The organism is Roseovarius nanhaiticus, from assembly GCF_900156535.1.
GTDB lineage: Bacteria > Pseudomonadota > Alphaproteobacteria > Rhodobacterales > Rhodobacteraceae > Roseovarius > Roseovarius nanhaiticus.
On record NZ_FTNV01000002.1, the window covers coordinates 279,311 to 304,890 of the forward strand.

At 63.5% G+C, this 25,580-nt stretch carries 29 protein-coding genes; 9 read left to right on the forward strand and 20 right to left on the reverse strand.

Going from position 1 to position 25,580, the window contains the following annotated elements; all coding sequences use genetic code 11:
• Nucleotides 1-51: 51 nt before the first annotated feature.
• Nucleotides 52-213 (reverse strand): DUF1328 domain-containing protein, encoded by a 162-nt coding sequence (locus BW975_RS11515; protein ID WP_076534139.1) that lies wholly within the window; start codon nt 211-213, stop codon nt 52-54.
• Between the two features lie 193 nt (nt 214-406).
• Between BW975_RS11515 and BW975_RS11520 the strand changes: the two genes are divergently transcribed.
• Both BW975_RS11520 and BW975_RS11525 read left to right on the forward strand, forming a co-directional pair.
• Nucleotides 407-721, forward strand: a complete 315-nt coding sequence (locus tag BW975_RS11520) for an ElaB/YgaM/YqjD family protein (protein ID WP_076534141.1) — start codon at nt 407-409, stop codon at nt 719-721.
• A gap of 14 nt (nt 722-735) precedes the next feature.
• Nucleotides 736-1,092, forward strand: coding sequence for a hypothetical protein (locus BW975_RS11525; protein ID WP_076534143.1), 357 nt, complete (start codon nt 736-738; stop codon nt 1,090-1,092).
• Nucleotides 1,093-1,139: 47 nt separating this feature from the next.
• Here the strand turns inward: BW975_RS11525 and BW975_RS11530 are convergent, their stop codons facing one another.
• The 6 genes from BW975_RS11530 to BW975_RS11555 all read right to left on the reverse strand — a co-directional run bounded on the left by BW975_RS11530 (nt 1,140) and on the right by BW975_RS11555 (nt 6,157).
• Nucleotides 1,140-2,096, reverse strand: coding sequence for a YihY/virulence factor BrkB family protein (locus BW975_RS11530; protein WP_076534145.1), 957 nt, complete (start codon nt 2,094-2,096; stop codon nt 1,140-1,142).
• A complete protein-coding gene (locus BW975_RS11535; RefSeq protein ID WP_076534147.1) occupies nt 2,093-2,284 on the reverse strand; it encodes a PLD nuclease N-terminal domain-containing protein in 192 nt (63 codons plus the stop codon). Before BW975_RS11535 ends, BW975_RS11530 begins: the two co-directional genes overlap by 4 nt.
• A gap of 104 nt (nt 2,285-2,388) precedes the next feature.
• Nucleotides 2,389-2,976: a hypothetical protein gene (locus BW975_RS11540; protein ID WP_076534149.1), complete on the reverse strand. Its 588-nt coding sequence runs from the start codon at nt 2,974-2,976 to the stop codon at nt 2,389-2,391.
• A gap of 51 nt (nt 2,977-3,027) precedes the next feature.
• On the reverse strand, nt 3,028-3,897 hold the full coding sequence (locus BW975_RS11545; RefSeq protein WP_076534151.1) for a sulfotransferase domain-containing protein: 870 nt from the start codon (nt 3,895-3,897) through the stop codon (nt 3,028-3,030).
• Nucleotides 3,897-4,802 (reverse strand): sulfotransferase domain-containing protein, encoded by a 906-nt coding sequence (locus BW975_RS11550; protein WP_083687087.1) that lies wholly within the window; start codon nt 4,800-4,802, stop codon nt 3,897-3,899. The genes BW975_RS11545 and BW975_RS11550 overlap by 1 nt, the downstream gene beginning before the upstream one ends.
• A gap of 221 nt (nt 4,803-5,023) precedes the next feature.
• Nucleotides 5,024-6,157, reverse strand: coding sequence for a porin (locus BW975_RS11555; RefSeq protein ID WP_244512605.1), 1,134 nt, complete (start codon nt 6,155-6,157; stop codon nt 5,024-5,026).
• Between the two features lie 431 nt (nt 6,158-6,588).
• Here BW975_RS11555 and BW975_RS11560 point away from each other — a divergent pair, with 431 nt between their 5' ends.
• Nucleotides 6,589-6,873 carry a cupin domain-containing protein gene (locus BW975_RS11560; RefSeq protein ID WP_076534152.1) on the forward strand — a complete coding sequence of 95 codons (285 nt, stop codon included), beginning with the start codon at nt 6,589-6,591 and terminating at the stop codon, nt 6,871-6,873.
• Nucleotides 6,874-6,876: 3 nt separating this feature from the next.
• On the opposite strand, the gene BW975_RS11565 is transcribed toward BW975_RS11560, so the two are convergent.
• The 3 genes from BW975_RS11565 to BW975_RS11575 are packed head-to-tail and all read right to left on the reverse strand — an operon-like array spanning nt 6,877 to nt 9,535.
• Complete coding sequence (locus BW975_RS11565; RefSeq protein WP_076534154.1) at nt 6,877-7,671, reverse strand: dimethylarginine dimethylaminohydrolase family protein; 795 nt, start codon at nt 7,669-7,671, stop codon at nt 6,877-6,879.
• The gene (locus BW975_RS11570; protein WP_076534155.1) at nt 7,668-8,864 is read right to left on the reverse strand and encodes a pyridoxal phosphate-dependent aminotransferase; all 1,197 of its coding nucleotides are present in this window, start codon (nt 8,862-8,864) and stop codon (nt 7,668-7,670) included. Before BW975_RS11570 ends, BW975_RS11565 begins: the two co-directional genes overlap by 4 nt.
• On the reverse strand, nt 8,861-9,535 hold the full coding sequence (locus tag BW975_RS11575) for a TetR/AcrR family transcriptional regulator (RefSeq protein ID WP_076534157.1): 675 nt from the start codon (nt 9,533-9,535) through the stop codon (nt 8,861-8,863). Before BW975_RS11575 ends, BW975_RS11570 begins: the two co-directional genes overlap by 4 nt.
• Nucleotides 9,536-9,638: 103 nt before the next feature.
• Between BW975_RS11575 and BW975_RS11580 the strand changes: the two genes are divergently transcribed.
• Genes BW975_RS11580 through BW975_RS11595 form a run of 4 tightly spaced genes read left to right on the forward strand, consistent with a single transcriptional unit; the run spans nt 9,639 to nt 12,801 of the window.
• Nucleotides 9,639-10,463, forward strand: coding sequence for an ABC transporter ATP-binding protein (locus BW975_RS11580; RefSeq protein WP_083687089.1), 825 nt, complete (start codon nt 9,639-9,641; stop codon nt 10,461-10,463).
• 52 nt (nt 10,464-10,515) lie between these two features.
• Nucleotides 10,516-11,292 carry a transporter substrate-binding domain-containing protein gene (locus BW975_RS11585; RefSeq protein ID WP_076534159.1) on the forward strand — a complete coding sequence of 259 codons (777 nt, stop codon included), beginning with the start codon at nt 10,516-10,518 and terminating at the stop codon, nt 11,290-11,292.
• A gap of 9 nt (nt 11,293-11,301) precedes the next feature.
• The gene (locus BW975_RS11590) at nt 11,302-12,018 is read left to right on the forward strand and encodes an ABC transporter permease (RefSeq protein ID WP_076534162.1); all 717 of its coding nucleotides are present in this window, start codon (nt 11,302-11,304) and stop codon (nt 12,016-12,018) included.
• A gap of 3 nt (nt 12,019-12,021) precedes the next feature.
• The gene (locus BW975_RS11595; protein WP_076534165.1) at nt 12,022-12,801 is read left to right on the forward strand and encodes an ABC transporter permease; all 780 of its coding nucleotides are present in this window, start codon (nt 12,022-12,024) and stop codon (nt 12,799-12,801) included.
• Here BW975_RS11595 and BW975_RS11600 read toward each other — a convergent pair.
• Genes BW975_RS11600 through BW975_RS11610 form a run of 3 tightly spaced genes read right to left on the reverse strand, consistent with a single transcriptional unit; the run spans nt 12,798 to nt 16,080 of the window.
• Nucleotides 12,798-14,333, reverse strand: coding sequence for a rhodanese-like domain-containing protein (locus tag BW975_RS11600; protein ID WP_076534168.1), 1,536 nt, complete (start codon nt 14,331-14,333; stop codon nt 12,798-12,800). The genes BW975_RS11595 and BW975_RS11600 overlap by 4 nt on opposite strands.
• Nucleotides 14,330-14,914: a cysteine dioxygenase family protein gene (locus tag BW975_RS11605; protein ID WP_076534170.1), complete on the reverse strand. Its 585-nt coding sequence runs from the start codon at nt 14,912-14,914 to the stop codon at nt 14,330-14,332. Before BW975_RS11605 ends, BW975_RS11600 begins: the two co-directional genes overlap by 4 nt.
• Before the next feature lie 14 nt (nt 14,915-14,928).
• A complete protein-coding gene (locus BW975_RS11610; RefSeq protein ID WP_244512604.1) occupies nt 14,929-16,080 on the reverse strand; it encodes a CaiB/BaiF CoA transferase family protein in 1,152 nt (383 codons plus the stop codon).
• 149 nt (nt 16,081-16,229) lie between these two features.
• Between BW975_RS11610 and BW975_RS11615 the strand changes: the two genes are divergently transcribed.
• Together BW975_RS11615 and BW975_RS11620 are read left to right on the forward strand one after the other, a co-directional pair.
• On the forward strand, nt 16,230-17,036 hold the full coding sequence (locus BW975_RS11615; RefSeq protein ID WP_092746255.1) for an HpcH/HpaI aldolase/citrate lyase family protein: 807 nt from the start codon (nt 16,230-16,232) through the stop codon (nt 17,034-17,036).
• On the forward strand, nt 17,033-18,520 hold the full coding sequence (locus tag BW975_RS11620) for a fumarate hydratase (RefSeq protein ID WP_076534174.1): 1,488 nt from the start codon (nt 17,033-17,035) through the stop codon (nt 18,518-18,520). The genes BW975_RS11615 and BW975_RS11620 overlap by 4 nt, the downstream gene beginning before the upstream one ends.
• Nucleotides 18,521-18,542: 22 nt before the next feature.
• Here the strand turns inward: BW975_RS11620 and BW975_RS11625 are convergent, their stop codons facing one another.
• The 7 genes from BW975_RS11625 to BW975_RS11655 form a co-directional block, all read right to left on the reverse strand.
• A complete protein-coding gene (locus tag BW975_RS11625) occupies nt 18,543-19,292 on the reverse strand; it encodes an SDR family oxidoreductase (RefSeq protein WP_076534176.1) in 750 nt (249 codons plus the stop codon).
• A 10-nt stretch (nt 19,293-19,302) separates the two neighbouring features.
• Nucleotides 19,303-20,757 carry an aldehyde dehydrogenase family protein gene (locus BW975_RS11630; RefSeq protein ID WP_076534178.1) on the reverse strand — a complete coding sequence of 485 codons (1,455 nt, stop codon included), beginning with the start codon at nt 20,755-20,757 and terminating at the stop codon, nt 19,303-19,305.
• Entirely contained in the window at nt 20,754-21,434 is a 681-nt protein-coding gene (locus tag BW975_RS11635; RefSeq protein ID WP_076534180.1) for an ABC transporter ATP-binding protein, read from the reverse strand. The genes BW975_RS11630 and BW975_RS11635 overlap by 4 nt, the downstream gene beginning before the upstream one ends.
• Nucleotides 21,434-22,180 (reverse strand): ABC transporter ATP-binding protein, encoded by a 747-nt coding sequence (locus tag BW975_RS11640; RefSeq protein ID WP_076534182.1) that lies wholly within the window; start codon nt 22,178-22,180, stop codon nt 21,434-21,436. The genes BW975_RS11635 and BW975_RS11640 overlap by 1 nt, the downstream gene beginning before the upstream one ends.
• Complete coding sequence (locus BW975_RS11645; protein WP_076534185.1) at nt 22,177-23,133, reverse strand: branched-chain amino acid ABC transporter permease; 957 nt, start codon at nt 23,131-23,133, stop codon at nt 22,177-22,179. The genes BW975_RS11640 and BW975_RS11645 overlap by 4 nt, the downstream gene beginning before the upstream one ends.
• A 15-nt stretch (nt 23,134-23,148) precedes the next feature.
• Nucleotides 23,149-24,054: a branched-chain amino acid ABC transporter permease gene (locus BW975_RS11650; RefSeq protein ID WP_076534187.1), complete on the reverse strand. Its 906-nt coding sequence runs from the start codon at nt 24,052-24,054 to the stop codon at nt 23,149-23,151.
• Nucleotides 24,055-24,276: 222 nt separating this feature from the next.
• On the reverse strand, nt 24,277-25,563 hold the full coding sequence (locus BW975_RS11655) for an ABC transporter substrate-binding protein (RefSeq protein WP_076534189.1): 1,287 nt from the start codon (nt 25,561-25,563) through the stop codon (nt 24,277-24,279).
• Nucleotides 25,564-25,580: the final 17 nt, after the last annotated feature.

Consider the following 25,580-nt stretch of genomic DNA (forward strand, 5'->3'; position numbering starts at 1 on the left):
CGCCGCCCCGAATGGATCTGGGCGGCGTTTTGCGTATTGGCGTGGCGCCTTCTACTTGCGCAATACGCGCGCGATCAGGGCCACAGCAAACAATACGATAAAGACAAAGAACAGGATTTGGGCAATCCCCGCCGATGCTGATGCGATGCCGCCAAATCCAAAGACGGCGGCAACGATTGCAACGATAAAGAAGACAACGGCCCAATATAACATACTTCCTCCTTTCGAGGAGCATTTGGCGTCCCTGACAGATGAGGGACGCGATGAACTTTTTTGCATCTCGATGTTGGCCGAACGCGTGCGTAATTCTAAGGTTCCTGCGGCTCACCCGCTTGTGATCGTGGTTGGAACCAAAGCCGGACCAAAGCGTTGAAAGACGTCACTAGGAAATTCAGGAGACCTCAACATGGCACAGACCAAATCCCCCGATAGCGAAGACCTGCAAAAGCAGATCGCAACCCTGCGTCAGGATCTGGCCGGCATCACCGAAACGCTGGGCGCTATGGCCAAGGCTCAAAAAGAGGGCATGACCGACGCTGCGCAAAAGCGCTTTGAAGATGCGCGTGCTCGCGGTGCCGACGCGATCAACAGCGCACAGGCGCAGGCAAATGCGCTGAACGCGCAAGCGCATGACTTCGTCCAGGAGAAGCCCGCACTGTCGCTGGGAATGGCTGCGGCATTGGGGTTTGTCGTGGGCATCCTCTCCACCAACCGGCGCTAAGCACCGTGATTGGTTTGTTCACAGCGATCAAGTATCGCTCGGCGCGCGCCATTCGGCGCGCGCTTCTGAGTGCCATAGGTGGCGTGCTTGTCGCGGTCGGGGCGTGCTTTTTGGCAGGCGCCGCGTGGATCATGCTGGCTGAAGCTTATTCCGCGCTTTTTGCCGCGCTTATTTTGGGCGGCGCTTTTGTCGGCGCGGGCCTTATCTTTCTTGGCATTTCCGCACGGGCCAAGCGCCGCGCCGAAATGATGAAAGCCGAAGCTGCCGCGATGCATCCTGCAACACCGCCGCCGATGGGCGGCCTCTCGCCCCTCGCCGAGGCGTTCATTATTGGCCTCAACGCCGCGCAGGCTGCACGCCGCCAAAAGTAGCGTGACCGTTTCGCCCAATGGCAATGCTGCCTTTTGGGCGAAACTTGCTATCCATCTGCATTTTCAAAGTTCCGACTGGTGTTGTCGGCTACGAACGCGCCGCGCTGGCCCATCGGCTTGGCCGGACCGCGCGTTGTATCTGCCTTTTGCTGCAACTCGAGCTCGGCGTTCAAAGCCGCGCCCAGCAGGCACACGAACGCACTGATATACAACCACAAAAGCATCACGATCACGGCGCCAAGCGAGCCGTAGACCTTGTTGTAATTGGCAAAATTCTGCAAATATACGGTGAAGGCCCATGTCGCCAGTGCCCACAGGATGGTCGCCGCAATGGCACCCGGTGTGATCCACCCCGCCCGAGCGACACCGCGTCGGTTGGGCGCGTAACGATAGACAAGCCCCAGGGCGAGCAGCACCGTCGAAATAGCGACGCACCAGCGCAACACCTCGGCGATGAAGCTCAGGAAGGGTCCAACCGGTAGGAATGCCAGCGCGATAGGCGCAACGACAAGTGCCGCAAAGCAGGCCAAGGCGAGCACGATGAGCGAACCAGTCAGTCCAAAGGCGACCATCATGTGGCGCAATCCGCCGCGGTTCCGCTCGCCGTAGACCGCGTTCAGCCCGACGACGAGGGCCGCGATGCCCGCCCGCGTTGACCACAGCGCAATGGCGATAGAAACCAATCCTGCCCAGCCCAATGTCGTACTGTCAGCGGCGACCAGCTCGGTCACGCGCGCCGTCAGCAACGTCGCTACCTCGTCGGGCAAGAGCGTCGTGAATTCGGACACCTGCGCTGCGACCAACGCCGGATCTGCCACGAACCCCCACAGTGCGATCAATGCGGCAATAGCGGGGAACGTGGCGAGAAGACCATAAAAGCCTATGCCCGACGCGATCAGGTTGAGGTTCTTCTCACCAATCAGAACCCAGACACCCTTCAGCGCGCGCCAGATCCCAATGGGCCGGCGCGGACTTCCGTAGGCTGCGTTTGCACGTTCGCTCATGCCGTATTACGTGTGGCGCGCGGTCCAAAAAGCAACCACGCCAGAAACCCGGCAATGGGCAGAAGAATGACTACCGCGATCCAGATTGCTTTCTTGCCGGTCGAGGCAGACGCGCCGAAGATCGAAACGATGGCCCAGACGTCGCATATTAGAACGATGAGGCCGCCAAGGCTGGTCACTTCAACCATTGTCGCACTCCCTTAGAGTTGTTTTCGCAAAATAGCGTAAACGCCAACGCCGCTTCGACGCTGCGGTTCCGCGACATGGCGCACGGCGCAAGACCCGCGGCGCCCTATTCGTCAGCGCCGAGACTGCCGGACACTCCGGTTCCGCCCAGATGATACCACGGTTTTTTGTCGCTGGGATGCGCACCGGGTCCGCCGGGGCGGAACCAGATCAGGATGCCACCAGACTCGCCGAAACCGCCGTCGAGATCGTTATAGACGATTTGCCTGGGGATATGGATTTCTAGCGCGCGCGCCTCGTCGCCGGGGCGCCAGCGTCGCTCGGTCGTGATGCAATTGGCCTGCATGCCCGCATAGCTTTTGGCCGGTTCGACCTCGCGCATGAATTTCAGGCCGCGCGCCACGCCCTCGCCGCCCAGCGTGATACCCGCGCTGTCGAGGATCTTGGGCGCGGAATTGCGCGTCATCACGGATTGATTGATGCTTTCGGCCCAGACCCCGCAGATGCCGGTCAGCCCGCCGATATTGCGCGCGTCGGCGGCCACTGTCAGACCACCGGGCGAAGTGAAGGTGCCGCCGCCCAACGTGGGGGATTGGCCCAGAGTGGCCTGGCCTGCAGGCATATTGGGCGATGCACAGGCGCCAAGTGCCACGAGGGCAACCAGGGCCAGGGAAATCTTGTGCGAAACTGTCATGCGTCTCATCCTAGCTATCATGTGCTGGGGACCAAGTGGTGCCCCATCTTATCACGCCTTGCGCGCGAAGGCTTCGGTTTCGGCCAGCATCTCTGGATAATGGGTCTCGAGCGCGGGAAGAAAAGCCTCGCGCAGGCGCGCGACCTGTGCGGGTGTCAGATCGTCCTTCCACACGCCCGCCTGCCCCTTTGCGAAAAAGCTGCCCATGCCCTCGGGCTTTTCGGTGAAGCCCTTTTCGCGCTCCTGCTTTTGCATGTTGGCAAAGGCGGTGGCCTTGACCGCACGCGCCAGCTTGGCCGCATCCACCTTCTGGCCGAGGAACACTTCCAGAAGGCCGCGCATCTCCTTGGCGGGCCTCGTCAGCAGATCCTCGTAGCGGATGACGCGCCGCTTGAGGCCGGGCGCATGGGTCCAGGAATGCACGTGATCGTCCCAGCGGCCCAGCACATCGAAAATGCCACTGGGCGTGCCCATGACCGTGTCGGGGTTGCACATCCGCTCGATCGCAGTGTCGATATCGGCCGACTGGTGGCGGGCAAAGCTGGGCGCCAGATCGAAGGGATTGCGGATGAGGTAAATTGCGCCCGCCGTCACTTCGGGCGGGATCACGTCCTGATTGCCGATGCGGATCGTCTGGCAATGCGTTTTGACGAAATGATGGTTGGGCCGCGATTGCGCGATCAGGCGCAATGCCTGGGGGCGCACACGCATCCAGTCGTCCAGGTCGGCGCCCTTGTAAGGCCCGCCATTGGCCGCGTCGTAAAAATCCTGGCGCACATCGGCGGTGGTGAAATTACGCAAATTGTTGATATCGGGCGCCTGGCCGGGCGGCATGAAGTAATGCGCCAGAAGACTGCGCATCCAAGTATTGCCCGATTTCGGATAGGACGCGATCCAGATGATGCGGTTCAGCGGCGCCATCACAGATACCCGAACCGTTTCATCGTCGCCTTGTGTTCGGTGCAGATTTTGGTGGTCAATTCCTCGCCCAGTGCCTCGCGTCCCTTGCCCGCCTTGCCGGAGGTAAAGAACGTCTCGCTCTTGCCGGGGTTTTCCTTGAAGCCGGTCGTCTTTTCCTGGCTCGATACCTCGTCGAAGCTGGAGAACCGGATCGCTTTTTTCAGCCGCTCTTCGTCCAGCGGCACGCCCAAATGGCGGACCAGCGCGCCAAACGCCTGCTCGGGTTTCTCCAGCATATCCTCATAGCGCAGCACCAGCGAGGGATAGGGCGATTTGTTGGTCCAGCTTTCCACATGCTCGGACCAAGAGCCGAGGAATTGCCAGACCGCCGCGCCATCGGTGGCGTTGGCGTTGTCGCTGCGCCCGATCGCCTCGGCGGCGGCGGCAGGCTCGATCCCGTAATGCCGCGCGTAGGACAGCACCATGTCCAGAGGATTGCGGACGATATAGACGGACGAGCGGGTATAGGCGGGCGGGATCAGCGTGACACCGTAGGCTTGCCCGCGGATGTTGTGGGTCTTGACCAGGTTCACATCAGCGCCGTTGCCGATGATACCGCGCAGCACCTTGTCACGCAGTTGCAGCGTCACCTGATAGTCGTGCAGGTCCGGCGTGTGGGGCGCCGCGACCATGTTGTAGGTCTTGGCGATCGAGTCGCCCATGCCAAAGCGGTGGACCTCATTGATCGACACCGGCTTGTCCGGATTGGTCAGGTAATTGGCCAGAAAGATCCGCGTCCAAGTATTACCGGATTTGGGATAGGAGGCGAGCCAGACGATGCTCGCTTTCGGCTTGGGCCGGGGCGTTGCCGAGCCAGGTTTGGGCGCCGGTTTTCCTGCGGTTTTCTGCTTGGGTTTCTTGCTCATGCGTCAGGCCCTGCGTGCGAATGCCGTGTTCCAGCGGGAATAAACCAAGGCGCGGCGCGTTGCCACCCCTAGTCCCCAAGGCCTCCCTCCCGGTGCGCGGCGTCTGACTGCTGCACGTTGGAAAAATCAGGCGGGTGAGCCGCGAAACTTCGGCTTCTCAAACGAGAAACGGGAGGGGCGTTGCCACCCCTCCCGCTCGATCTTGGTCGTATCAGCCAGTCTTAGAAGGACAGGTTGATGCCGGTGCCGATGACAGTACCGGACACGTCGCGGTTTGCCGCGCCGACGCCGCCATTGTCTGCGTCCAGCTGGACAACGTAGATGTCCCAGTCAACGCCCGGGCCCAGGTCACGGCTTGCGCCGATGCGGTAGGCTTCGTAGTCAGCGTTGGATGCACCAACGTCGGTCTCACCAATGTAGGCCAGTGCTTCGACAGCCCAGGGGCCAGCGATGTCGTAGGTCATGCCAAGGCTGTAGCCCGAGCTGTCGCCGGCGCCGTTTGCAACGCCGTTGTCGTTCTCAGCGTACGAACCACCGAAGGTGAAGTCAGCAAAACCGACCTGGAAGCCCAGTGCCCATGTCTCGGGATCGGAAACACCTGCGATGTTGGTGTCGCCCACACCGTAACGACCCGACAGCGTGACGCTGGTGGTACCGAAGGTCTGGCTGTAGTTCACGCCGATGTCGAAGATATCCGACAGAACGCCGGGAGTGTTCTTGTTGACGCCAAAGCTGTTGGCGACGTTGTTGTTGCCGGTGGGTGCGTAGGACACGCCCAGGGTCAGACCGTTGAACGAAGGCGTGAAGTAGGTCAGACGCTGAACGTCGTTGTTACCCGCAACTTCGGTGAAGCTCGACAGGCCCGCCTGACGGAAACCGCCGGGATATGCCGCCGAGAACGGGATGAACGTCGAGATCGATGGCGAGTTGATGTACATCGAAGTCACGCCGGGCGCGCCAACCATGGACTTGTAACCGGCCGAGTTCTCGGAACCGATGATGATCTGACCCAGAGTGTCCGAGCTGATCGTCATGTACGACTCGTCGATTTCACCCGCTCCGTTCTGCTCGGTCTCGAGCTGAACGTTCACACCGAAGGTCAGGCCGTTGTCCAGCGTGATCGAGGGGGTGAAGATGATTTCGGAGTTCGAGTGAATGTCGACGCCGTCAAAGTCGCCGGCGCTCAGGCTTTGGGCGCTGCCCGCTGGGACAGCAGAACCGCTCAGGTCTGCGTATGCGACGTGCTGGCTCATGAAGCCGCCGAACGAAACGTCCCATTCTTGGGCCGCGGCAGGTGCCGCGAGTGCGACGGTGCCCAGGGCAATCGCGCTGGTGCTAAGCAGATGCTTTTTCAAGGTAGGTCCCTCCTCAGAGTAGCAGGAATGATGTGTGTCATGATCCGCCGCCTCCAAGGATGGACGCGACTTGAAGATCAAATGCTGCATTTCGCCCTCTGCTGTCAACGAACCCCGCCCGGCCCGGGTGGATGTTGCCCGCGCTGTGATGATTTTGGCACACAGTGTTGCCATATCTTGCCCCTAGGCGGAGCATGGCCCTTACCTTCAAGGGTCGTGGGCAATGCTAGCACGGGGTACGTGACCCCTCGATTGGGCGAAAAACGGCATTTTAGAGATGCACATTTGCGCAATGGGCCTCTTCAGACGGCATGGTCGAATCGTGCGCGCCCCGCCCTTCAGCACCTCGCACGCCACTGGACAAGCGCTGCGGAGTGTGGCGGAATCAGACTTCACTGTTCTCGAAATACTCCCGCCGGAGGCACATTTTCATGGCCATGACTTGCACCGCAACTCAACTCATCGACGACGCCCGCGTGCGCGTCACACGTTTCGACTTCGAGCCGGGTCAGCAGACGGGCTGGCATACGCACGGGATGGATTACGTGATCACCGCGCTGACCGATTGCCAGATGCGGCTGGAGCTTCCCGGCGGCGAGACCGCCGAGAACAATGTGGCCGCCGGGACGGTCTATCGCCGCAGCGAAGGCATCGAGCACAACGTCATCAACGGTGGCGACGCGCCGATGTCCTTCGTGGAGGTCGAGTTGAAGTAGAACCTACTTCGTCGGATTGAGGCGCAGCGACAGGCAGGACATGCCACCGTCCAGCAGCGCGCAATCCGTATTGTCGATGGGCCGGATATCATATCCCTCGCGCGTCAGCATCTCTGCTGTCTTGGGGAATCCGTCCGGCAAGAGCACCACGTCGTTGAAGCGGATGGCATTGGCCGCCGCTTCCTCGCCTTCGGGCAGGTGCAGGACGCGGTAGCCGTCAAAACAGCCCTCCGAATCGAGCAGCCTGGTCGACAGGATCGTCTCGGGATCGAGAAGCGAGCAATCCGTCTTGAAATGCAGCACGCCGTCCGGCGTCTGCAACTCGCGCAAGCTGTGGCCCCATTCGTCCAGGATCTTGCGAAGCTCTGCCACGCCTTCGGCATCGGTGCGGGCCGATTTGCCCACCAGCACCTCGCGCCCGGTATAAAGGATATCGCCGCCCTCGATATGGCCAGGCCCGGTAATGTCGCGCAGATCGGCAAAGAGGCCGGCCAGCGTGGGGCGCATATGCGCGACCTCGCCCATGCGGCTGGGCGCGCCGGGGCGCATCATGATCGCGCCTTCGGGCAGGCAAAGCGCCGTGTCCTCGACAAAAAGGGCGTCGGGATAGTCCTCGAGCGGATCGAGCAGCGTCACCTCGGCGCCGGTTGCGCGCAGGGTGGCGATGTAATTGTCATGCGCGGCCAACATGCGCACATGATCGGGTGCGCCGCGATCCTCGGCGCGCAAGCCACCGGTGACGGACTGGCCTGGACGGCGCGAGATGGCATGGGTGAAATGAGTGGCGGGGCTGGTCATTCTGCGGCGCTCCTTTTGGCGGCAATATCGGCGGCATGTGCAATGATACGGTCGCAAGCGGTCTCGATTGCCGCATCTGACGCGGTCAGCGCGACGCGCACCCAAGTGTCCAGCGTGGTGCCAAAAGACGTGCCGGGCATCACCGCTACGCCCGCCTGCTCCAGCAGGTCAAACGCGTATGTCTCGGCATCCATTCCGGTGCTGGATATGTCGATCAGCGCGAACATCCCCGCCTGCGGGCGGCTGACCGTCAGCACGCTTTCGTTCTCCAGCCGAGTCGCGATGTAGCCCGCCCGCGCCGCAAAACGCTGGCGCATGCCGGGCGCGACGGTCGAGGGGGATGACACGGCAGCAGCGGTCGCGTCCGCGAGGAACGGCTGGCTGCCGAAGAGCATGGTCTCGGACAAAGGCAGCAGGCTTTGGGTGAACTCGATACTGCCGATGGCCCAGCCGCTGCGAAACCCCGGCGCCGCGTGGCTTTTCGAGATGGACGAGACGATCACTGTGCGCTCGGCCAGATCGGGCTCGGCCAGGGGCGAGGCGAAGGCCACGCCGTCAAAGATCAGCTCTTCGTAAACCTCGTCCGAGATGATCCAGAGGTCGTGCTTTTTCGCGACCGCGCCGATTTCGCGGATGTCCTCTTGCGTCAGCACTGCGCCCGTCGGGTTGTGCGGGGTGTTCAGCATGATAACGCGGCTGCGCGGCGTGATGCGCGCCTCGATATCGGCGGCCCGCATGCGAAAGCCGTTCTCGGGGGCGAGCGGCACGGGCACCATCGCGGCGCCGCTGGCGCGGATGCAGCCCTCGTAGGTGGCGTACATCGGGTCGCCCACCAGCACTTCGTCGCCCTCCTGGGTGATGCCCATCAAGGTGGTAAAGAGCGACGTCTGCGTGCCGGGCAGGCACATGACCATGTCGGGATGGATGTCCCGGCCCGTCGATTCCGTATAGCGGCGCGCGAGGGCTGCGCGCAGTCCCGGCTCGCCCATGCCATCGGAATAGCCCATGCGCCCGCCGCGCATCGCGCCCGCCGCATCCTCCATCAGCGCATCGATCGGCGGCACGTCCGGCTCGCCAATCGTCAGTTCGACAATGTCACGCCCTTCGCGGGCCAGCGCGCGGGCGCGGATGTGAACCTTCCACTTGGCACCGCCAAGGCCGCTGAGCCGCTCTGTAATGTCTGCGAATTTCATGATGTCACCTCTTCGGTCCGTGTTACCTGCGCCGCGTCGTTCAGCGGCAAATCCAGCATCGCGCCGATCGCCTCGCGACCGATCGACGCCAACTCATCGGGTCCAAAAGCGCCCGGCAGCATGCCACCCTCCAGCCATAGCCCGTCGATGACCGCATTGCAGGCAATGGCATGACGGCGCAGCACGGGCGTGGGCGCCGGGCGCCCCGCCTCGCGCAGAGCATCCGCGACCAGCATCTGAAGGTGGTCCCGAAAGGCCGCATAGGTCCGCGCGTGCACAGCGTGCATCTCGGCGCTTTGCTGCACATGGGTCAGGAAGCCCGCCCAGAGCGAGACAGCTTGGGTGCTGACGATGGGCGCGCGCAGGCCGGCCTCGATAAACGCCGTCAGCCGCGCGGCGGCACTGCCGCCTTGCCCCGGACCCTGCCCCGCCTCGCTTGTCGCGCGGGTCAGATCGTCCATGTGCCGCTCGTAGGCGGCGCTCAGCAGCGCGTCCTTGCTGTCGAAGTAATGCCGGATGAGGCCCGGGGTCACCCCCGCCCGCGCCGCGACCGCGCGGGTGGTCGCGGCGGTGATCCCCTCCTCGGCGATGATCGCCAGCATCGCATCGATCATCGCTTCGCGGCGCTGATCCGGGCCGATGCGGCGGAATGGCTTGCGATCGGGCGACATTGGCGGAACCTTGAAATGAGAGCGTGATGAGGATGGCAGTAATTATACAGTTGCACAATTAGCCAGAATCGGAATTACTGCAAGCGACAAGGGAGACGATTGCATGAGTTCTGCACAATCCGCGCCAAAAGCGGAGGCGAACGCCGCACATAACGCCTCGGACGAGGTCGAAACCGCCGCCGAGGCGATTCGCGTCGAGGATCTGCACAAGTCCTTCGGTAATCTCGAAGTGCTCAAGGGCGTGTCGCTGACCGCGGCGCGCGGTGATGTCGTGGCGATTATCGGCGGCTCGGGCTCGGGCAAGTCGACCATGCTGCGCTGCATCAACTTTCTGGAAACGCCCAGCAGCGGCCGGATCATCGTGGGCGGCGAAGAGGTGGCGATGAAGCCCGACGGCTCACCCGCCAAGCCGCGACAGATCGAGCGTATCCGCACCAAGCTGGCGATGGTGTTCCAGTCCTTCAACCTCTGGACGCATCGCAAGCTATTGGAAAACGTGATCGAAGTGCCGGTCCATGTTCTGAAAGTCCCCAAGAAAGAGGCCATCGCCAGCGCCATGACGCTGCTCGAGCGTGTCGGGCTGGCCGAAAAGCACGCCAGCTATCCCGCGTTCCTCTCGGGCGGGCAGCAACAGCGCGCGGCCATCGCCCGCGCGCTGGCGGTCGAGCCGTCGGTGATGCTGTTTGACGAGCCGACAAGCGCGCTCGACCCCGAGCTGGTGGGCGAGGTTCTGACCGTGATCCGTGATCTGGCTGCCGAAGGGCGGACCATGATCCTTGTCACGCATGAAATGAAATTCGCCCGCGAGGTGGCAAGCCACGTCATCTATCTCAGCGAAGGCCGCATCGAGGAAGAAGGCCCACCCGAAGAGGTGTTCGGCAATCCCAAGTCCGAGCGGCTGCAACAGTTTCTGCGCACCGTCGGCTAACGTCGGCACGCAAGAAAAAACCGATCCAATCAAAAAACCAGGGAGACTATTCATGACACTCAAGACAACCCTCACCGCCAGCGCCGCCGCGCTGGCCCTTCTGACCGGCGCCGCGCTGGCCGATCCCGTCAAGGTCGGCATCGCCGCAGAGCCTTATCCACCCTTCGCCGCGCCCGACAGCGCCGGCAACTGGACCGGCTGGGAAGTCGAAATGATCGACGCCGTCTGCGCCGCCGCCGATCTGGAATGTGTGCTGACACCCGTCGCATGGGACGGCATCATCCCCTCGCTGATGGGCGAGCAGATCGACGTCATCATGGCTTCGATGTCGATCACCGAAGAGCGCGCCAAGCAGATCGACTTCTCGGATCACTACTACAAGACGCCTGCCGTCGTCGTCGCTGCCAAAGGCTCAGATATCGAGCCGACGGTCGAGGGCCTCTCGGGCAAGATCCTGGGCGTTCAGGCCTCGACCACGCACCAAGCCTATGCACAAAAGCATTTCGAGGATGCCGCGGCCGAAATCCGCATCTATCAGACGCAGGATGAAGCCAATCAGGATCTGGTGTCGGGCCGCATCGACGCGATCCAGGCCGACAGCATCGCCATGGCGGACTTCGTCGAAAGCGATATCGGCGATTGCTGCGAAGTCGTCGGTGCCGTCGCCGATGACGTTGCCGTTCTGGGCCAGGGCGTGGGCGCGGGCCTTCGCAAGGGCGACGACGCGCTGCGCGAAAAGATCAACATGGGCATCGCCGCCGTGCTCGAGAACGGCACCCACGAAGAGATCACGGCCAAGTATTTCTCGGCCCCGATCTACAGCAAGTAAGCCGCCGGTTTGGAGCAAACGCTCGAACTTCTGTCGCTGTCGCCCCCCGGTTGGGGGGCGAACCTTCTGCGCGGTCTGGCCGCTTCGATCCAGATCGCGCTGGGGGCTTTCGGCTTTGGCCTGATCATCGGGTTCTTCGGCGCCATGGGCAAACTCTATGGCAGCCCGTGGGTGCGGGACCTGCTGGAGGTCTATACCACCGTCGTGCGCGCCGTGCCCGAGCTGGTCCTGATCCTCATCCTTTATTACGTCGGCACGGATCTGATCAATCAGGCCGCCGCAGCCATGGGGCGCGGCCCCGTCCAGATCAGCGGCGTCGCCGCCGGCATCTGGGTGCTGGGCATCGTGCAGGGCGCTTATTCCACTGAAATCCTGCGCGGCGCGATCACCGCCATCCCCGTGGGCCAGATCGAGGCGGCGCGCGCCTATGGCATGCCGCGCGGGCTGATGGCCCGGCGCGTGACGATCCCCGCGATGACCGCTTTTGCCATTCCGGGCCTTGCCAACCTGTGGCTGATCGCCACCAAGGACACCGCCCTTCTGGCCGTCGTCGGCTTTAGCGAACTGACGCTCGAGACACGCCAGGCCGCGCAATCGACCCGCGCCTATTTTACCTTCTTCCTCGCCGCCGGTTTTCTCTACCTGATGGTCACGCTCTTCTCGGGCGTCATCTTCGGGCGGATCGAGAAATGGGCGCGGCGCGGTCAGCCGACGCATCGGAGCTGACCCATGGGATTTATCCGCGCCATGCTCATTCCTCGCCGCATCATCATGCTGGGCCTCTTCGCGGCCTTCGTGATCTGGTGCGCGCTGTCGATGGATTGGAGCTGGCTGCCGCGCTACACGCCCCTCATCCTGGAGGGGCTGTGGGCGACGATCTGGATTTTGGCCGTTTCGCTTATCCTGGGCTTCATGCTAGCCGTGCCTCTGGGCCTCGCGCAGGCAATCGGGCCTTGGTATCTCGCGGCGCCCGCGCGCGCGTTTTGCACCGTGATCCGTGGCACGCCGCTGCTGTTGCAGATCTGGCTGCTCTATTACGGCCTCGGCTCGCTCTTTCCGCAATTCCCGGCCATTCGAAATTCCGATCTCTGGCCCTATCTTCGGCAGGCCTGGCCGTATGCCGTGCTGTCGCTCACGCTGTCCTATGCGGGCTACGAGGGCGAGGTGATGCGCGGTGCGTTTGCCTCGGTGCAAAAGGGTCAGATCGAGGCGGCGCGCGCCTACGGGATGCCGCGCCACAAGATCTTTTTCCGTATCTGGCTGCCCCAGGCGATCCGCAGCGCCCTGCCCACGCTGGGCGGCGAGACGATCCTGCAGCTCAAGGCGACCCCGCTGGTGGCCACAATCACGATCGTCGAGCTTTACGCCGTCGCCAGCCGCGTGCGGCAGGACACGTTCATCGTCTACGAGCCTCTCTTGTTGTTGGCCGCCGGATATCTGGTCATCGCCGGGATCATCACGCTGGCCTTCCGCCTGATTGAGGGGCGCGGCCCCAAGATGAGCCGCTAGCGCGGTTTTAAAGGCGCCAGCGCCGCGCGCTCATCCGCGTCCAGCTGCGCAAGCAGGCCCGTCTCCCACTCAAGATACCGGCGCGCGGCGTCGAGATTGCCATCATGCCGGTCATGCACGAACCAAAGATGGTCAATGCACTCGGCCTCCGTGGGGCTATCGGGGGAGGCGACGACGGTCAGGCCTGCTGCCTGCCACGCCTCCGGCCCGCTGGGGATCGCTTCGACGTCGGCATGGCCTTGATGCTTCAGCTCCGCGATGACCCCCTCGACCAGCGCAGGATCGCGCCCGACCACGGTGATCGGCGCCCGGAACCTCGGCCGCTCCCGCCAAAGATGCGCGCGGTTGACCCATGTTGCGCCGTCAATATGCGCGGCGCGGAAATCGAGACCCCGCGACGCATCCAGCCATGTGCCGGGCCGCATACGGCGCATCTCTGGCGTCTCGGCTGCGCTATCGGGCGCCACCTCCTCCATCGGAGCGCCTTGCAGAATACAGGCATCCTGCCCCATCCCGCGCAGCCAGATCGCCGTCGTCGCGGCGCGCAGGCCGGTGTCACAGCTCAGCACGATGCGCGCGCCGCGCACGGCCAGCTTTTCGTCCGTTGCCTGCACCAGCTGCCCACCCGGCGCCGAGGCAAACCCTGCGGCATGGCCCGCGCGGTACTCGGCCTCGCTGCGCACGTCGAAGCGGTAAATCGTGCGCGCGGTGCCCTCGAGAAGGTCCAGCGCAGTCATGTCCAGCACCGGCAAGCCATAGTCCGCGATCAACGCGGCGGCCCGGCGACGCGCCGCCTTGCGGCCCTCGGGCGGCACCTCGGGCAGCGTCCCGGCTGTGCGCCCGTGATCCAGATCATACCCCGCCAGCCGCCAGCCCTGCGTGCCGTTGCGCAGCGCGTGTACCGGACCATCCCAGCCCGCCAGCCGCAGCGTCTCGGCGCCGATGATCGACCGCGTCCGCCCGGCGCAATTGACCACGATGGGCGTGCCCGGGGCAGTCATCTGGCCTGCGCGATAGCCCAGCTCGGCATTGGGGCAGGAGCGCGCGCCGGGGATCGACATCTTGGTAAACTCACCTGCGCTGCGCCCATCGAGCACCACCGGCGCGCGCCCACTCTCTTGCATCGCGCGCAGCTCCTCCGCAGAGACCGAGGGCGTGCCCAGCTCATGCTCCACGATCTCGCCGAAGGTCTTGGACGGCAGGTTCACCCCCTTGAAGAGCGTATGCCCCGCCGCCGCCCAGCCCGGCGCGCCGCCCTCCATGATGTGTAGATCGCCGTAGCCCAGCGCGCCCAGTACCTCGGCGCCGCGATCTGCGATGCCATCTCCGTCATCGAAGAGGATGCAGCGCACGGCCCGGCGCGGCATCAGGCGGGGCGCGTCATGCTCCAGCCGGCTGAACGGGATATTCACGGCAAAAAACGGATGACCCTCGCCGTATCGACCGAATTCACGCAGGTCGATCAGCGCGACCTCGCTGCCATCCGTCAGCGCGGCGCGCACCTTTGCAACGCTGATGCGCGCCGCGCTCATTTGCGTGTCTTGGCGCCGATATCCATCACCTTGCAGGTGCCCGCCTCCAGATCGTAGCTGATCCGCTGATCCAGCGATTCCAGCGGCTGGCCGTAGAAGTGCAGGTGCCGGATCACCTCGGTGCCCTCGATGACCACGCTATGGATATCGTCGGGCATCATGGCCAGTGCATTGCCCGGGCGCAGATCGACCTCCGCGCGCAACTTCAAGTCGGCTTTTCCGGGCACCGATCCATCATCGACGCGCTCGTACACCTTGTTCTGCTCGGCACCCTCGACAGCGGCGATGCAGGCAAAGACGGTGTGATTATGCGGCGGGATCACCTTGCCCGGCTGCATCACGTTCAGATAGAGCGTCAGGCCGCTGGGATCGTCAGCGATGAAATAGCGGTTCTGCTTCTCCTCGGGGCTGGGCGCGGGAAAATCGTCCTCGCCCCACAGCTCGGGGCGTGCGGCGATCTCCATGAGGCGCTCCTTGATCCGATCAAGGCGGGTGCGGGTCATCGCGCCCTCGCCGGCGATGTGGCGGGCGTCAGCGATAAAGGCATCGGTGGCCTCCTTGCGTTCGGCGGCGTGGCTCATCTCAATCTCCTCCTTCAGGCGGAAAATTCGGCGCGCAGGGCGTCTGTATGTTGACCAAGGGCCGGCACATCGCCCGGCTGGGGCACTGTGCCATTTGCCAGAGCGCCGGGGGCCAGCATCCTGACCGGCCCCGTGGGGCTGCCCACCTCGACAAAACGGTTCTGCGGATGCTGCGCCAGATCTTCCATAGTGCTCACGCGGCCATAGGCAATGCGCGCCGCCTCCAACCGCTGAACCATCTGGTCGCGCAAGACCTCGGCAAAGACGGGACGGATGATATCGTCCAAGGCCGCGCGGTTCTCGACCCGGTGGGAGTTGGTGTCAAAGCGGGGATCCTGCGGCAAGTCGGGCAAGCTTAGGATATCGGAGCAAAACACGCGCCATTCCCGCTCATTCTGAATGGAAAACAGCACATCCTTGCCGTCCGCGCAGGTATAGGCGCCATAGGGCGCGATCGTGGGGTGATTGAGCCCGCTGCGCACCGGCGCCTTGCCGCCATAGACATATTGCAGATAGGGCACGTTCATCCAGTCGGTCAGCGCATGAAACAGCGAGATCGACAGATGCCGCCCCTGCCCCGTGATGCCGCGCCCGATCAGCGCCTGCAGCACCGCCTGATAGGCCGTCATGCCCGCCGCGATATCGCAGACCGACACACCGACGCGGGTCAGCTGGTCATCGGTTCCCGTGATCTGCGACAGGCCACTTTCGGCCTGTACCAGCAGGTCGTATGCCTTGAGATCCTTCAGCGGCCCCTCCTCGCCATACCCGGAAATGGCCACCGTTATCAGGCGCGGATATGTGCGGCGCAACTCTGCCTGATCGAAGCCCAGCCGCGCCACAGCACCCGGCGCGAGGTTCTGGATGAATACATCAGCCTTGGCCAGCATCCGGTCCATCAACGCCTTGTCTGCTTCCTGGCGCAGATCAAGGCAAACCGATTCCTTGCCGCGATTGAGCCAGACGAAATACGCGCTCTCACCGTGCACCAGATGGTCATAGCCGCGTGCAAAATCGCCCTCGGGGCGCTCGACCTTGATGACGCGCGCCCCCGCCTCGGCCAGCCGGCCCGATACATAGGGCGCGGCCACTGCCTGCTCGATTGAGACCACCATCAATCCTGCCAGATCGCCCGCCATAAACCCGCCTGTTCCCGCTTTGCACATGGAATGATGCCCGATCCGGCGGATGGCCGGAAATAGCCATAGGCGGCGGGGGGGCATAGGCGAGGGCTATGCCCTCGGACCGATGCATCTGGCCGCACATCACCGCGCAGTTTAGCATAACGCTTATCCAGCCTGACGGAGCGCCCCCGATGACCAGCCCGATAGACGAGATGACCCTTCCCCTCTTTGTGCCAGCCGACCGGCCCGAGCGCATTGCCAAGGCGGCGGCTGCCGGCGCCGATGCGGTGATTATCGATCTGGAGGATGCGGTTGCGCCCGAGGCACGCGAGGCGGCGCGCGCCGGGCTGGCCAAGGCGCTGGCCGGGATCGACGCGCCGCTGATCTTGAGGATCAACACGGCGGAAACGCCCGAGCATGCGGCGGACCTGGCCGCTGCCAAGGAATTGCCGCTGGTCGCCGTCATGCTGGCCAAGGCCGAAACGGGGGACGCCTGCGCCGAGGTCGTGCAAGCCACCGGCAAGCCGGTGATTGCGCTCATCGAGACGGCGCGCGGCATCGCAAATCTGACCGAGATCACGGGCGCCTCGGCGCGGCTGGCCTTTGGCTCGATCGATTACGCAGCCGATCTGGGGATGGGTCACACGCGCCAGTCCCTGCTCACCGCGCGCGCCGCGCTGGTGCTGGCTGCGCGGCTGGCCGGGCAGCCCGCGCCCATCGACGGCGTGACGACGGCTGTGCGCGACGACGCGCTGATCGAAGACGACTGCCGCCACGCCGCCGAGATGGGCCTGACCGGCAAACTGATCATCCACCCCGCGCAGATCGCGCCCGCCCGGCGCGGCTTTGCCCCCTCGGCGGACGAGGCGGCATGGGCGCGCAACGTGGTCGAGGCAGCCAAGGGCGGCGCGGCAGTGCTGATGAACGGCGCCATGATCGACGCGCCGGTGATCGCCCGCGCCCGGCAGATCATCGCCCGCAGCGAGGCCACCTTATGAAACGCATCCTTGAGGCCGACCTGATCGCCAGCATCGCGGACGCGCTTCAATACATCTCTTACTATCACCCGCCCGATTTCATTTCCGCCATGGCCGATGCCTACGCGCGCGAGCAAAGTGCCTCGGCCAAGGCCGCCATCGCGCAGATCCTGATCAACTCGCGAATGTGTGCCCTCGGGCATCGCCCGATCTGCCAGGATACCGGCACCGTCAATGTCTTTATCGATATTGGCGTCGAGGCGCGGACCGATTGGACGCGCCCCGTGCAAGATATGGTGGATGATGCGGTGCGGCAGGCGTGGAAGCTCGACACGAATCCGTTGCGCGCGTCGGTCGTGGTCGATCCGCTCGATGCTCGCAAGAACAGCGGCGACAATACACCCGCGATGATCCAGACGCAGATGGTCGCTGGCAAGGCGGTGCATGTCACCGTCTCGGCCAAGGGCGGCGGTTCCGAGAACAAGACGCAATTCGCGGTGCTGAATCCGTCGGCATCCGTGGCCGATTGGGTGGTCGAGCGTGTGGCGCAGATGGGTGCAGGCTGGTGTCCGCCCGGCATGCTGGGCATCGGCGTGGGCGGCAGCGTGGACAAGGCGATGGCGATGGCCAAATCCGCGCTCAACCAACCCATAGACATCACCGATCTGCGCAGCAGAGGCGCGCGAAACAAGGTCGAGGAAATGCGGCTGGAGATCCTCGACCGCGTCAACGCGCTCGGGATCGGGGCGCAGGGGCTGGGCGGGATCACGACCGCGCTCGACGTCAAGATCGAGACCTTTCCCACCCATGCCGCCTCGATGCCCGTCGCACTGGTGCCGAATTGCGCGGCAACACGCCATGTGGATTTCGTGCTGACCGGGGCCGGACCGGCGGAGTTCACGCCGCCCGATCTGTCGCTTTGGCCCGAAATCGAGGGTCAGGGGCCTATTGGGCGGCGCTTTTCGCTGGATGATCTCACGGATGAGACGCTGGCGGCGCTGCAGCCGGGTGAGACGCTGCTCTTATCGGGCACGCTTTATACGGGCCGCGACGCCGCGCACAAGCGCATGGTCGAGACCTTGCGCGCGGGCGGCACCCTGCCCGTCGATCTGAAAGGCCGCGCGCTTTATTATGTTGGCCCGGTCGATGCCGTGCCGGGCGAAATCATCGGACCCGCCGGGCCGACCACCTCGACACGGATGGACAAGTTTACCGAGGAGGTGCTGGCCGCGACCGGCCTCAAGATCATGATCGGCAAGGCCGAGCGCGGGGCGGAGGCGATCGAGGCGATCCGGCGGCATGGCGCGGTTTACATGATCGCCGTGGGCGGCGCGGCCTATCTGGTAAGCCAGGCGATCAAGGCGGCCCGCGTGGTGGCCTATGACGACCTCGGCATGGAGGCGATCCGCGAATTCACGGTCGAGGACATGCCGGTGACCGTGGCCGTGGACACGCGCGGGAATTCCATCCACGAGACAGGCCCGCGCCAATGGGCACGGGCCTGAAATTCACTTCGAGGCAGTCGTCTCAGATCGTGCGGCCGCCATCCACTTCCAGAACCACGCCAGTGATGAAATCGGCGTCGTCCGAGGCGAGATAAAGCGTTGCATTGGCGATATCGCGCGCCTCTGACAAGCGGCCCATCGGCACGGTTGCGATGAATTTCTTGCGGTTCTCGGGCGTGTCCTCCATCCCCATGAACTGCTCGAGAAGGCCGGTCGCCCCCATCACCGGTGCCACGCAATTCACGCGGATCCTGTCCGGCGCCAATTCGACCGCCAGCGATTTGGTCATCAGGTTCACCGCGCCCTTGGACGAGTTGTACCATGTCAGGCCGGGGCGCGGCCGAATGCCGGCGACCGATCCGATATTGATCATCACGCCGCCACCCTGATCGCGCCACAGCGGCACGCAGGCCTTGGTCATGTGAAAGATCGACAGCACGTTAACGTCATAGATCTTGCGGAACGTCGCCTCATCCGTCTCCATCAAGGGGCTGTTCTTGTTGGTCCAGCCCGCGTTGTTGACGACGATATCCAGCCCGCCGAACGCCTCTTTGGTCTTTTCCACGGCCTGCGCGACCTGCGCGCCGTCGGAAACATCGCACCCGATGGCGATGGCCTTGTCACCCAGACTGGCTGCGACTTCGGTCGCGCCGGTCTCGTTCAGATCGACGATGGCAACGCGCGCGCCCTCCGCGACGAAAAGTTCGGCAATTCCCTTGCCAAAGCCCGACGCCGCGCCCGTCACCAGTGCCGTTTTTCCCTGCAATCTCATGATACTGCCCTCAATCGTGCTTGTGTATGATCGTCTTGATTTGCGAAAATTCCAGCAGCGCGGCAAAGCCCTTTTCGCGGCCATGGCCGGATTTACGCACCCCGCCGAAGGGCAGCTCGATCCCGCCGCCCGCGCCGAAGCCGTTGATATAGACCTGGCCGCCACGCAGCTTTTTCGCCACGCGCTGTTGACGGTTGCCGTCCCGCGTCCAGACCGAAGCCATCAGGCCGTATTCGGTGTCGTTCGCGATGCGGATCGCGTCCGCCTCATCCTTGAACGTCATGGCGCACAGGACCGGGCCGAACACCTCTTCCTGGCCGATTTTCGACTGCGGATCGACGGGACCGAAGAGTGCCGGCGCCACAAAATAGCCGCCCTCGGGCGCGCCCTGCCGTACCTTGCCGCGCGCGATCAGCGGCGCATCTGCGCCCTCTATATAGGCCTCGACGCGCTTTTTCTGTTTTGCGGAAATCACTGGGCCGAGGGCTGCCTCCTCGGCGAGGTCCGACGCCTCCAATGCCTCGAACCGCTCTTTCAGCCCTGCGACCACACGGTCATAGACGCCTTCCTGGATCAGGATGCGAGACCCCGCCGAGCAGGTCTGGCCCGCATTGGCGATGATGCCGCCCACGAGGAACGGCAGTGCCGCGTCGATATCGGCATCGTCAAAGACGATCTGCGGGGATTTCCCACCCAGCTCCAGCGTGCAGGTGATGTAGTTTTTCGCCGCCGCGATCTGGATCATCTGGCCCACCTCGGGCGAGCCGGTGAAGGCAATGAAATCGACGCCCGGATGCTCACTCAGGGCCTTGCCCGCCACATCGCCGCGACCCGTGACCACGTTGATGGCACCGTCCGGAAAGCCGACTTCGCCCGCGATTTCGGCAAGTCGTAGACAGGTCAGGCACGCATCCTCAGCGGGCTTCAGAACGGTCGCGTTGCCCATTGCCAGCGCAGGCCCCAGCGCACGGCCGAACATCTGCGACGGGTAATTCCACGGGATAATGCAAGCGATGACGCCAAAAGGTTCGCGCTGGACCTGCACATTATAGCCATCCATGAAGGGGATGATCTCGCCATGCACCTTGTCGGCACCGCCGCCATAGAATTCGAAATAGCGCGCGCAGGCGGCCATGTCGGCGCGCGACTGCTTCAGCGGCTTGCCGTTGTCACGCGTCTCGAGCTGCGCCAGCGCCTCGGCCTCCTCGAGGATCGCAAGGCTCATCTTCTGCATCAGGCGCCCCCGCTCGGCGGCAGTGAGCTGGCCCCAGGCGCCGGTATGATACGCCTCGCGCGCGGCCTGAACGGCTGCGTCCACATCCTCGGGCTGGGCCGCGGCGATGGTGGTGAACACCTCGCCATCGAGAGGCGAGCGCACGTCCATTTCATCGCCGGAGGCGGCAGGCACCCATTTACCGCCAATCAGATTAAGCGGTTTCGGCAGTATTGTATTGGTGACCATCATGCGTCTTCCTTCTTATCGTCGAGTGACCCTATCGCGACGGCGCCCCGCTCGATCACGAAGGTATCGCTGGCAAAACCGCGCAAAAGCGATGGGTTCGATTCAGTAATGATAAGCGTCACGTTCTGGTCCGTGTCGCGCAGATCGCGCAGTGCATCGGCGTAGCGTTTGGCCAGCGCGGGGGCGAGGCCCTGAAACGGCTCGTCCAGCATGATCAGCTTGGTGCCCAGCATCAGCGCCCGGCCCAGCGCCACCATCTTGCCCTGCCCGCCCGAGACATTGCCGGCCGGGCGGCCCGCCATCTCCTTCAGTTCTGGCAGGATATGATAGACCCGGTCGAGACGCTGTTTGGTGGTGGCGGCGTCCAGCTTGGCCACTTGTGCCGGCAGCAGGATATTCTCCTCGACCGTGAAGGCCGAGAATAGGCGCCGATCCTCGGGCGCGTAGCCGATGCCAAGCGCTGGGCGCTTGGCCGGGGTCATCTCGCTGATGTCCTGCCCGTCAAAGCGGATCTCGCCCGTGACATTGGTAAACCCCATGACCGAGCGCAGCAGGGTTGTCTTGCCCGCGCCATTGCGCCCTATCAGCGCGGCGGTGCTGGATGCAGGAATAGTGAAATCCAGACCGCGCAAAATGGGGATATTCCCGATGGATGCGTTGGCATTGTGAAAGCTCAGCATCAGGCGACCTCCCCGATCACTTCGCGGATGACGTCGGGATGCGCCAGCACCTCCTCCGGCGTGCCGCGCATCTCGATCTTGCCCATGTTCCACACGGCAACCTCGTCGGCGTATTTCTCGACGATGCCCATGTCATGTTCGACAAAGACGGCAGTGACTTCGGCCTCGGCCAGCGCTTTGACCAGAATCTCCATCACCCCGAACTTCTCGGAGCTGGCAACGCCCGATGTCGGCTCGTCCATCAAGAGCAGCTTGGGCTTGAGCGCCAGCGCCACGGCGATGTCGATCAGCTTGCGCTGGCCCTCGGACAGCTCGTCCACCTGGCGGTGGGCGACGTCAGTGCAATTGATCATGTCCAGCAGATGCATCATCTCGGCCCGCTGGCTGCGATCCTTGAGCGCGCGGATCGGGTTGCGCAGACGGTCGCGCGCGGCCACGGCGATCAGCAGGTTCTCCAGCGCCGTATGCTCGGTGAAAAGCTGGGGGATCTGGAAAGCGCGCGCAACGCCCTGCCGGGTGATCTCGCGCGGGGAGAGGGGCGTGACGTCGCGCCCCTCGAAATAAACCTTGCCCTTGGCCGGTTTCAGCCAGCCGGTGCAGATATTCAGGAAGGTCGTCTTGCCCGCGCCATTCGGGCCGATGATGGCCAAGTTCTTGCCCGCATCGATCTGAAGATTGATGTTGTCGGCGGCCACGACCCCGCCAAAGCGGATCTCGAGCCCCTTCGTTTCCAGCAGATGGGTCATTCGCCCTCCTCCTTCTTGCCGGCGATGCGGTCCATCACGCTATTGTAGATGCCGGCGATACCGCCCGGTGCGAAAAGGATGATGATCAGCAGGAAGGTGCCCAGCACCAGCTGCCACACATCCGCGGCATAGGCCGAGGCATAGGTGCGCACGATCTCGTAGATCGCGGCGCCCACCAACGCGCCGGGCACTGATCCTGCGCCGCCCAGAACGGCGATGAACACCATTTCGCCCGAGCGGACCCAGAATGCGTATTCCGGCGTCACGACGCCCTGCACCAGACCCATTATGATGCCGCCCACCCCGCACAGAAGCGCCGAGAGGACGTAGCCCGTCAGCATCACCCGCTGCGGCGACATGCCCAGGTATTGCAGGCGCGTTTCGTTCGTCTTGATTGTGCGGAACAGCTGCCCGGTGGGCGATTCCAGCCAGCGCATCGAGAACCAGCCCAGCCCCAGCGCTAGCGCAAGCGCGAGATAGAACATGAAAAGCTCGTAGGGTCCGCGCTCCATCTCGATCCAGAAAACCGTGGGGCGTGGCAGGCGCATGCCGTCGGCGCCACCGGTGTAGTGATAGAATTTCTCGAGGATCGACCAGAAAATCATCGAGAAGGCGAGGTTGAGCATCGCGAAGAAAATGAAGCGGTAGCGCGCCACGAAAAGGCCCACGATCAGGCCCGACAGCACCGCCGCGATGATGCCCAAGAGGAACACCACGATCAGGTCCGCTCCCGGCATCAGCATGAGGGTGAACGCGCCGCCATAGGCCGCGATCGCAAAATAGAGCGCGTGGCCGAACGAGACCTGCCCGCTGCGCAAAAGGACGGTGATACCCATGACCGCGATGCCCTTGGCCAGAGCGAGGGTGAGCAGAACCTGCAGGCCGGGCGCGCCGAAGGGCACGATCGCCAGCAGGATCAGCAGGATAATGGGGATGAGTGTACGGATCGACATGCTATGCTCGCCCCCTCAGATCTTGCGCGCCGCGGGGCTGCCAAACAGTCCCTCGGGACGGACCAGAAGCACGGCAACCATAATGAGATAAGGCACCAGAACCTGCGTCTCGGGCCAGACATAGACCGCGAAAGAGCGGCCAAGCCCGATCAGCAGCGCGGTCAGCGCCGCGCCCTCGATCTGGCCGAGGCCCGCAGTGGCGACGACCGCAAAGCTAAGCACGATCATATCCGCGCCGATTCCCGGAAGGATCGACGTGGTCGGCGAGGCCAGCGCGCCGCCAAGCCCCGCAAGGCCCGCGCCTACGATGAAGGTCAGAAGGAACACCTTGTCGGCGTCGATGCCGATGGCCTGCGCCGCCTCGCGGTCTTCGGTCGTGGCCAGGATCAGCTTGCCCGCAACCGTCTTGCGCAGGAAAAACCGTAGTCCGACCAGCAATCCGACAGCGACCAAAGGCAGCAAGATCAGCTGATAGACGGTGTAATTAACTGAAAACACACGAACGTTGCCCATCAGCTGCAGCGCGGTCGACTGAAAGATCGGCTGCGTGCCCCAGATCAGGCGCTGTACGTCCTCAAGGATCATGAAAATCGCAAACGTGACCAGCAGCTGCAGGACCTCGGGCTTGTGATAGATCCGCCGCAACAGCAGCCATTCCAATGGCCCGCCCAGTACTGCGCCAATCAGGATGGCCGAGACCAGCATACAGGGGAAGGCAAAGATCGGCGGCAATCCCGCCGAGACGATGAATGTCGTCAGCGAGGCCGTCAGATAGGCCCCCACCGCATAGAGCGATCCATGCGCCACGTTGAGGATGCGCATGACGCCAAAAATGAGCGTCAGCCCGACGGCGACGATAAAGACGAGCGCCGCGTAGGCGATACCGTCGAAGAGGGCTAGCAGGAACAGGGTCAGGTTCATGGGGGTCCACTCTGTAATCTGGCGGCGGAAATTTTGCGTAAGCCGCGTGCTGGGCGTGTGCGGCAAGTCGGGATCGAACCGGCAGTCTTCAGCCTGTCAGGCCGGTCGATCCTTTGCCTTCATGGGCCTTGGAGCCACCCTTTGGCGTGGCATGCGGCCGGACGCCGGGGGCGAAAACGGGGCCTTCGACTGGCGAAGGCCCCGATGCTCAGACCCGAAGGATCAATTCTCGTAGCTGTCGACGGACAAACCGTCGAGCCACGCCTGATCCAGCGTGCCGACCCATGCGACCGATTCTTCTCCAACGGGTGTCGTCAGCTCGGCGCCGTCGAAGATCATGATATTCTCCAGCGTGGCAAAGGGAAGCTCGCCGCCCTGAACCGACATGCCCAAGAGCTGCGCCTCGATGCCCTGATGGTCTTCGCGCAGTGTCACGGGACGTCCCAGACCCTGAAATTCCAGACCGGCCATCGCTTCGATCACCTGGTCTTCGCTGGGCCAGTTGCCACCATTCGCATCGGCTGCCTTGTCGTAGGCGGCCTGAAGTGCAGCCAGACCCTGGCTCATGTGGAAGACGGGATAGATCGCCTTGGCGCCGGTCTTTTCCTCGAATTTGGCCATGAACGATTTGAAGTCCTCGTCATCGCGGCGTTCGGGGTGGTTCCAATAGTGATCACCGCGCGCACCCACGATGTGGCCGGATGGCAGGCTGGAGCCCAGACGCTCGAGCGAGCTTTCGGCCAGGGGCAGGACGAAGGTCGACGTATTGGTCAGGCCGCGCTGCGACGCCTGCTGAACGAAGGTGTCCAGATCGCCGCCCCAGGACGTGCTGAGGATGACGTCAGGCTGTAGGGCTTGCAGGCGCGAGATTTCCGTCGAGAAGTCAGGCGAGCCGAACTTGGGAAAGAACTCGCCGACCACTTCGACATCAGGCTTGAGCGCCTTGAGAGCGGCACTGAAAATGTCCCAGCTGTCACGACCCCAGGCATAGTCCTGGTTCACGACGGCAATGGTGCTGAAGTCCGGCTTGGTTTTCAGCAGGTAGGCGACCGTGGCCAGCATTTCGGTGCCGGCATGGGCCTGGCTACGAAAAACGTAGTTGTACTCGCCCTCTTCAAAGATCTTCTGTGTACCGCAATCCCACATGATGTTGATGACCTCGAGGTCCTCAGCCAGCGGGGCGATCGTCTTGCAGTTGCCGGAAGAAATCGAGGCCAGCATCGCATCGGCGCCATTCTCGACCAGGCGGCGATATTCGGTGGTCAGAACCTCGGTGCCCGCGCCCTCATCAATGAAGGTCAGCTCGAGCGGCACGCCCTGAATGCCGCCTGCGGCATTGATGTCCTCGGCCATGATCTCGGCTGCGTCCTTGGCCGGAACGCCAAAGACGGAGGCCGGACCGGTCAGGAAGGCGGTGACGCCAACCTGCAGCGTCTCGGGCTTGTCCTGCGCGAAGGCCGCAAGCGGCACCACGGCGCAGGCGGCAGCGGACATGAGTAGTTTTTTCATTGGTAATCTCTCCCCTT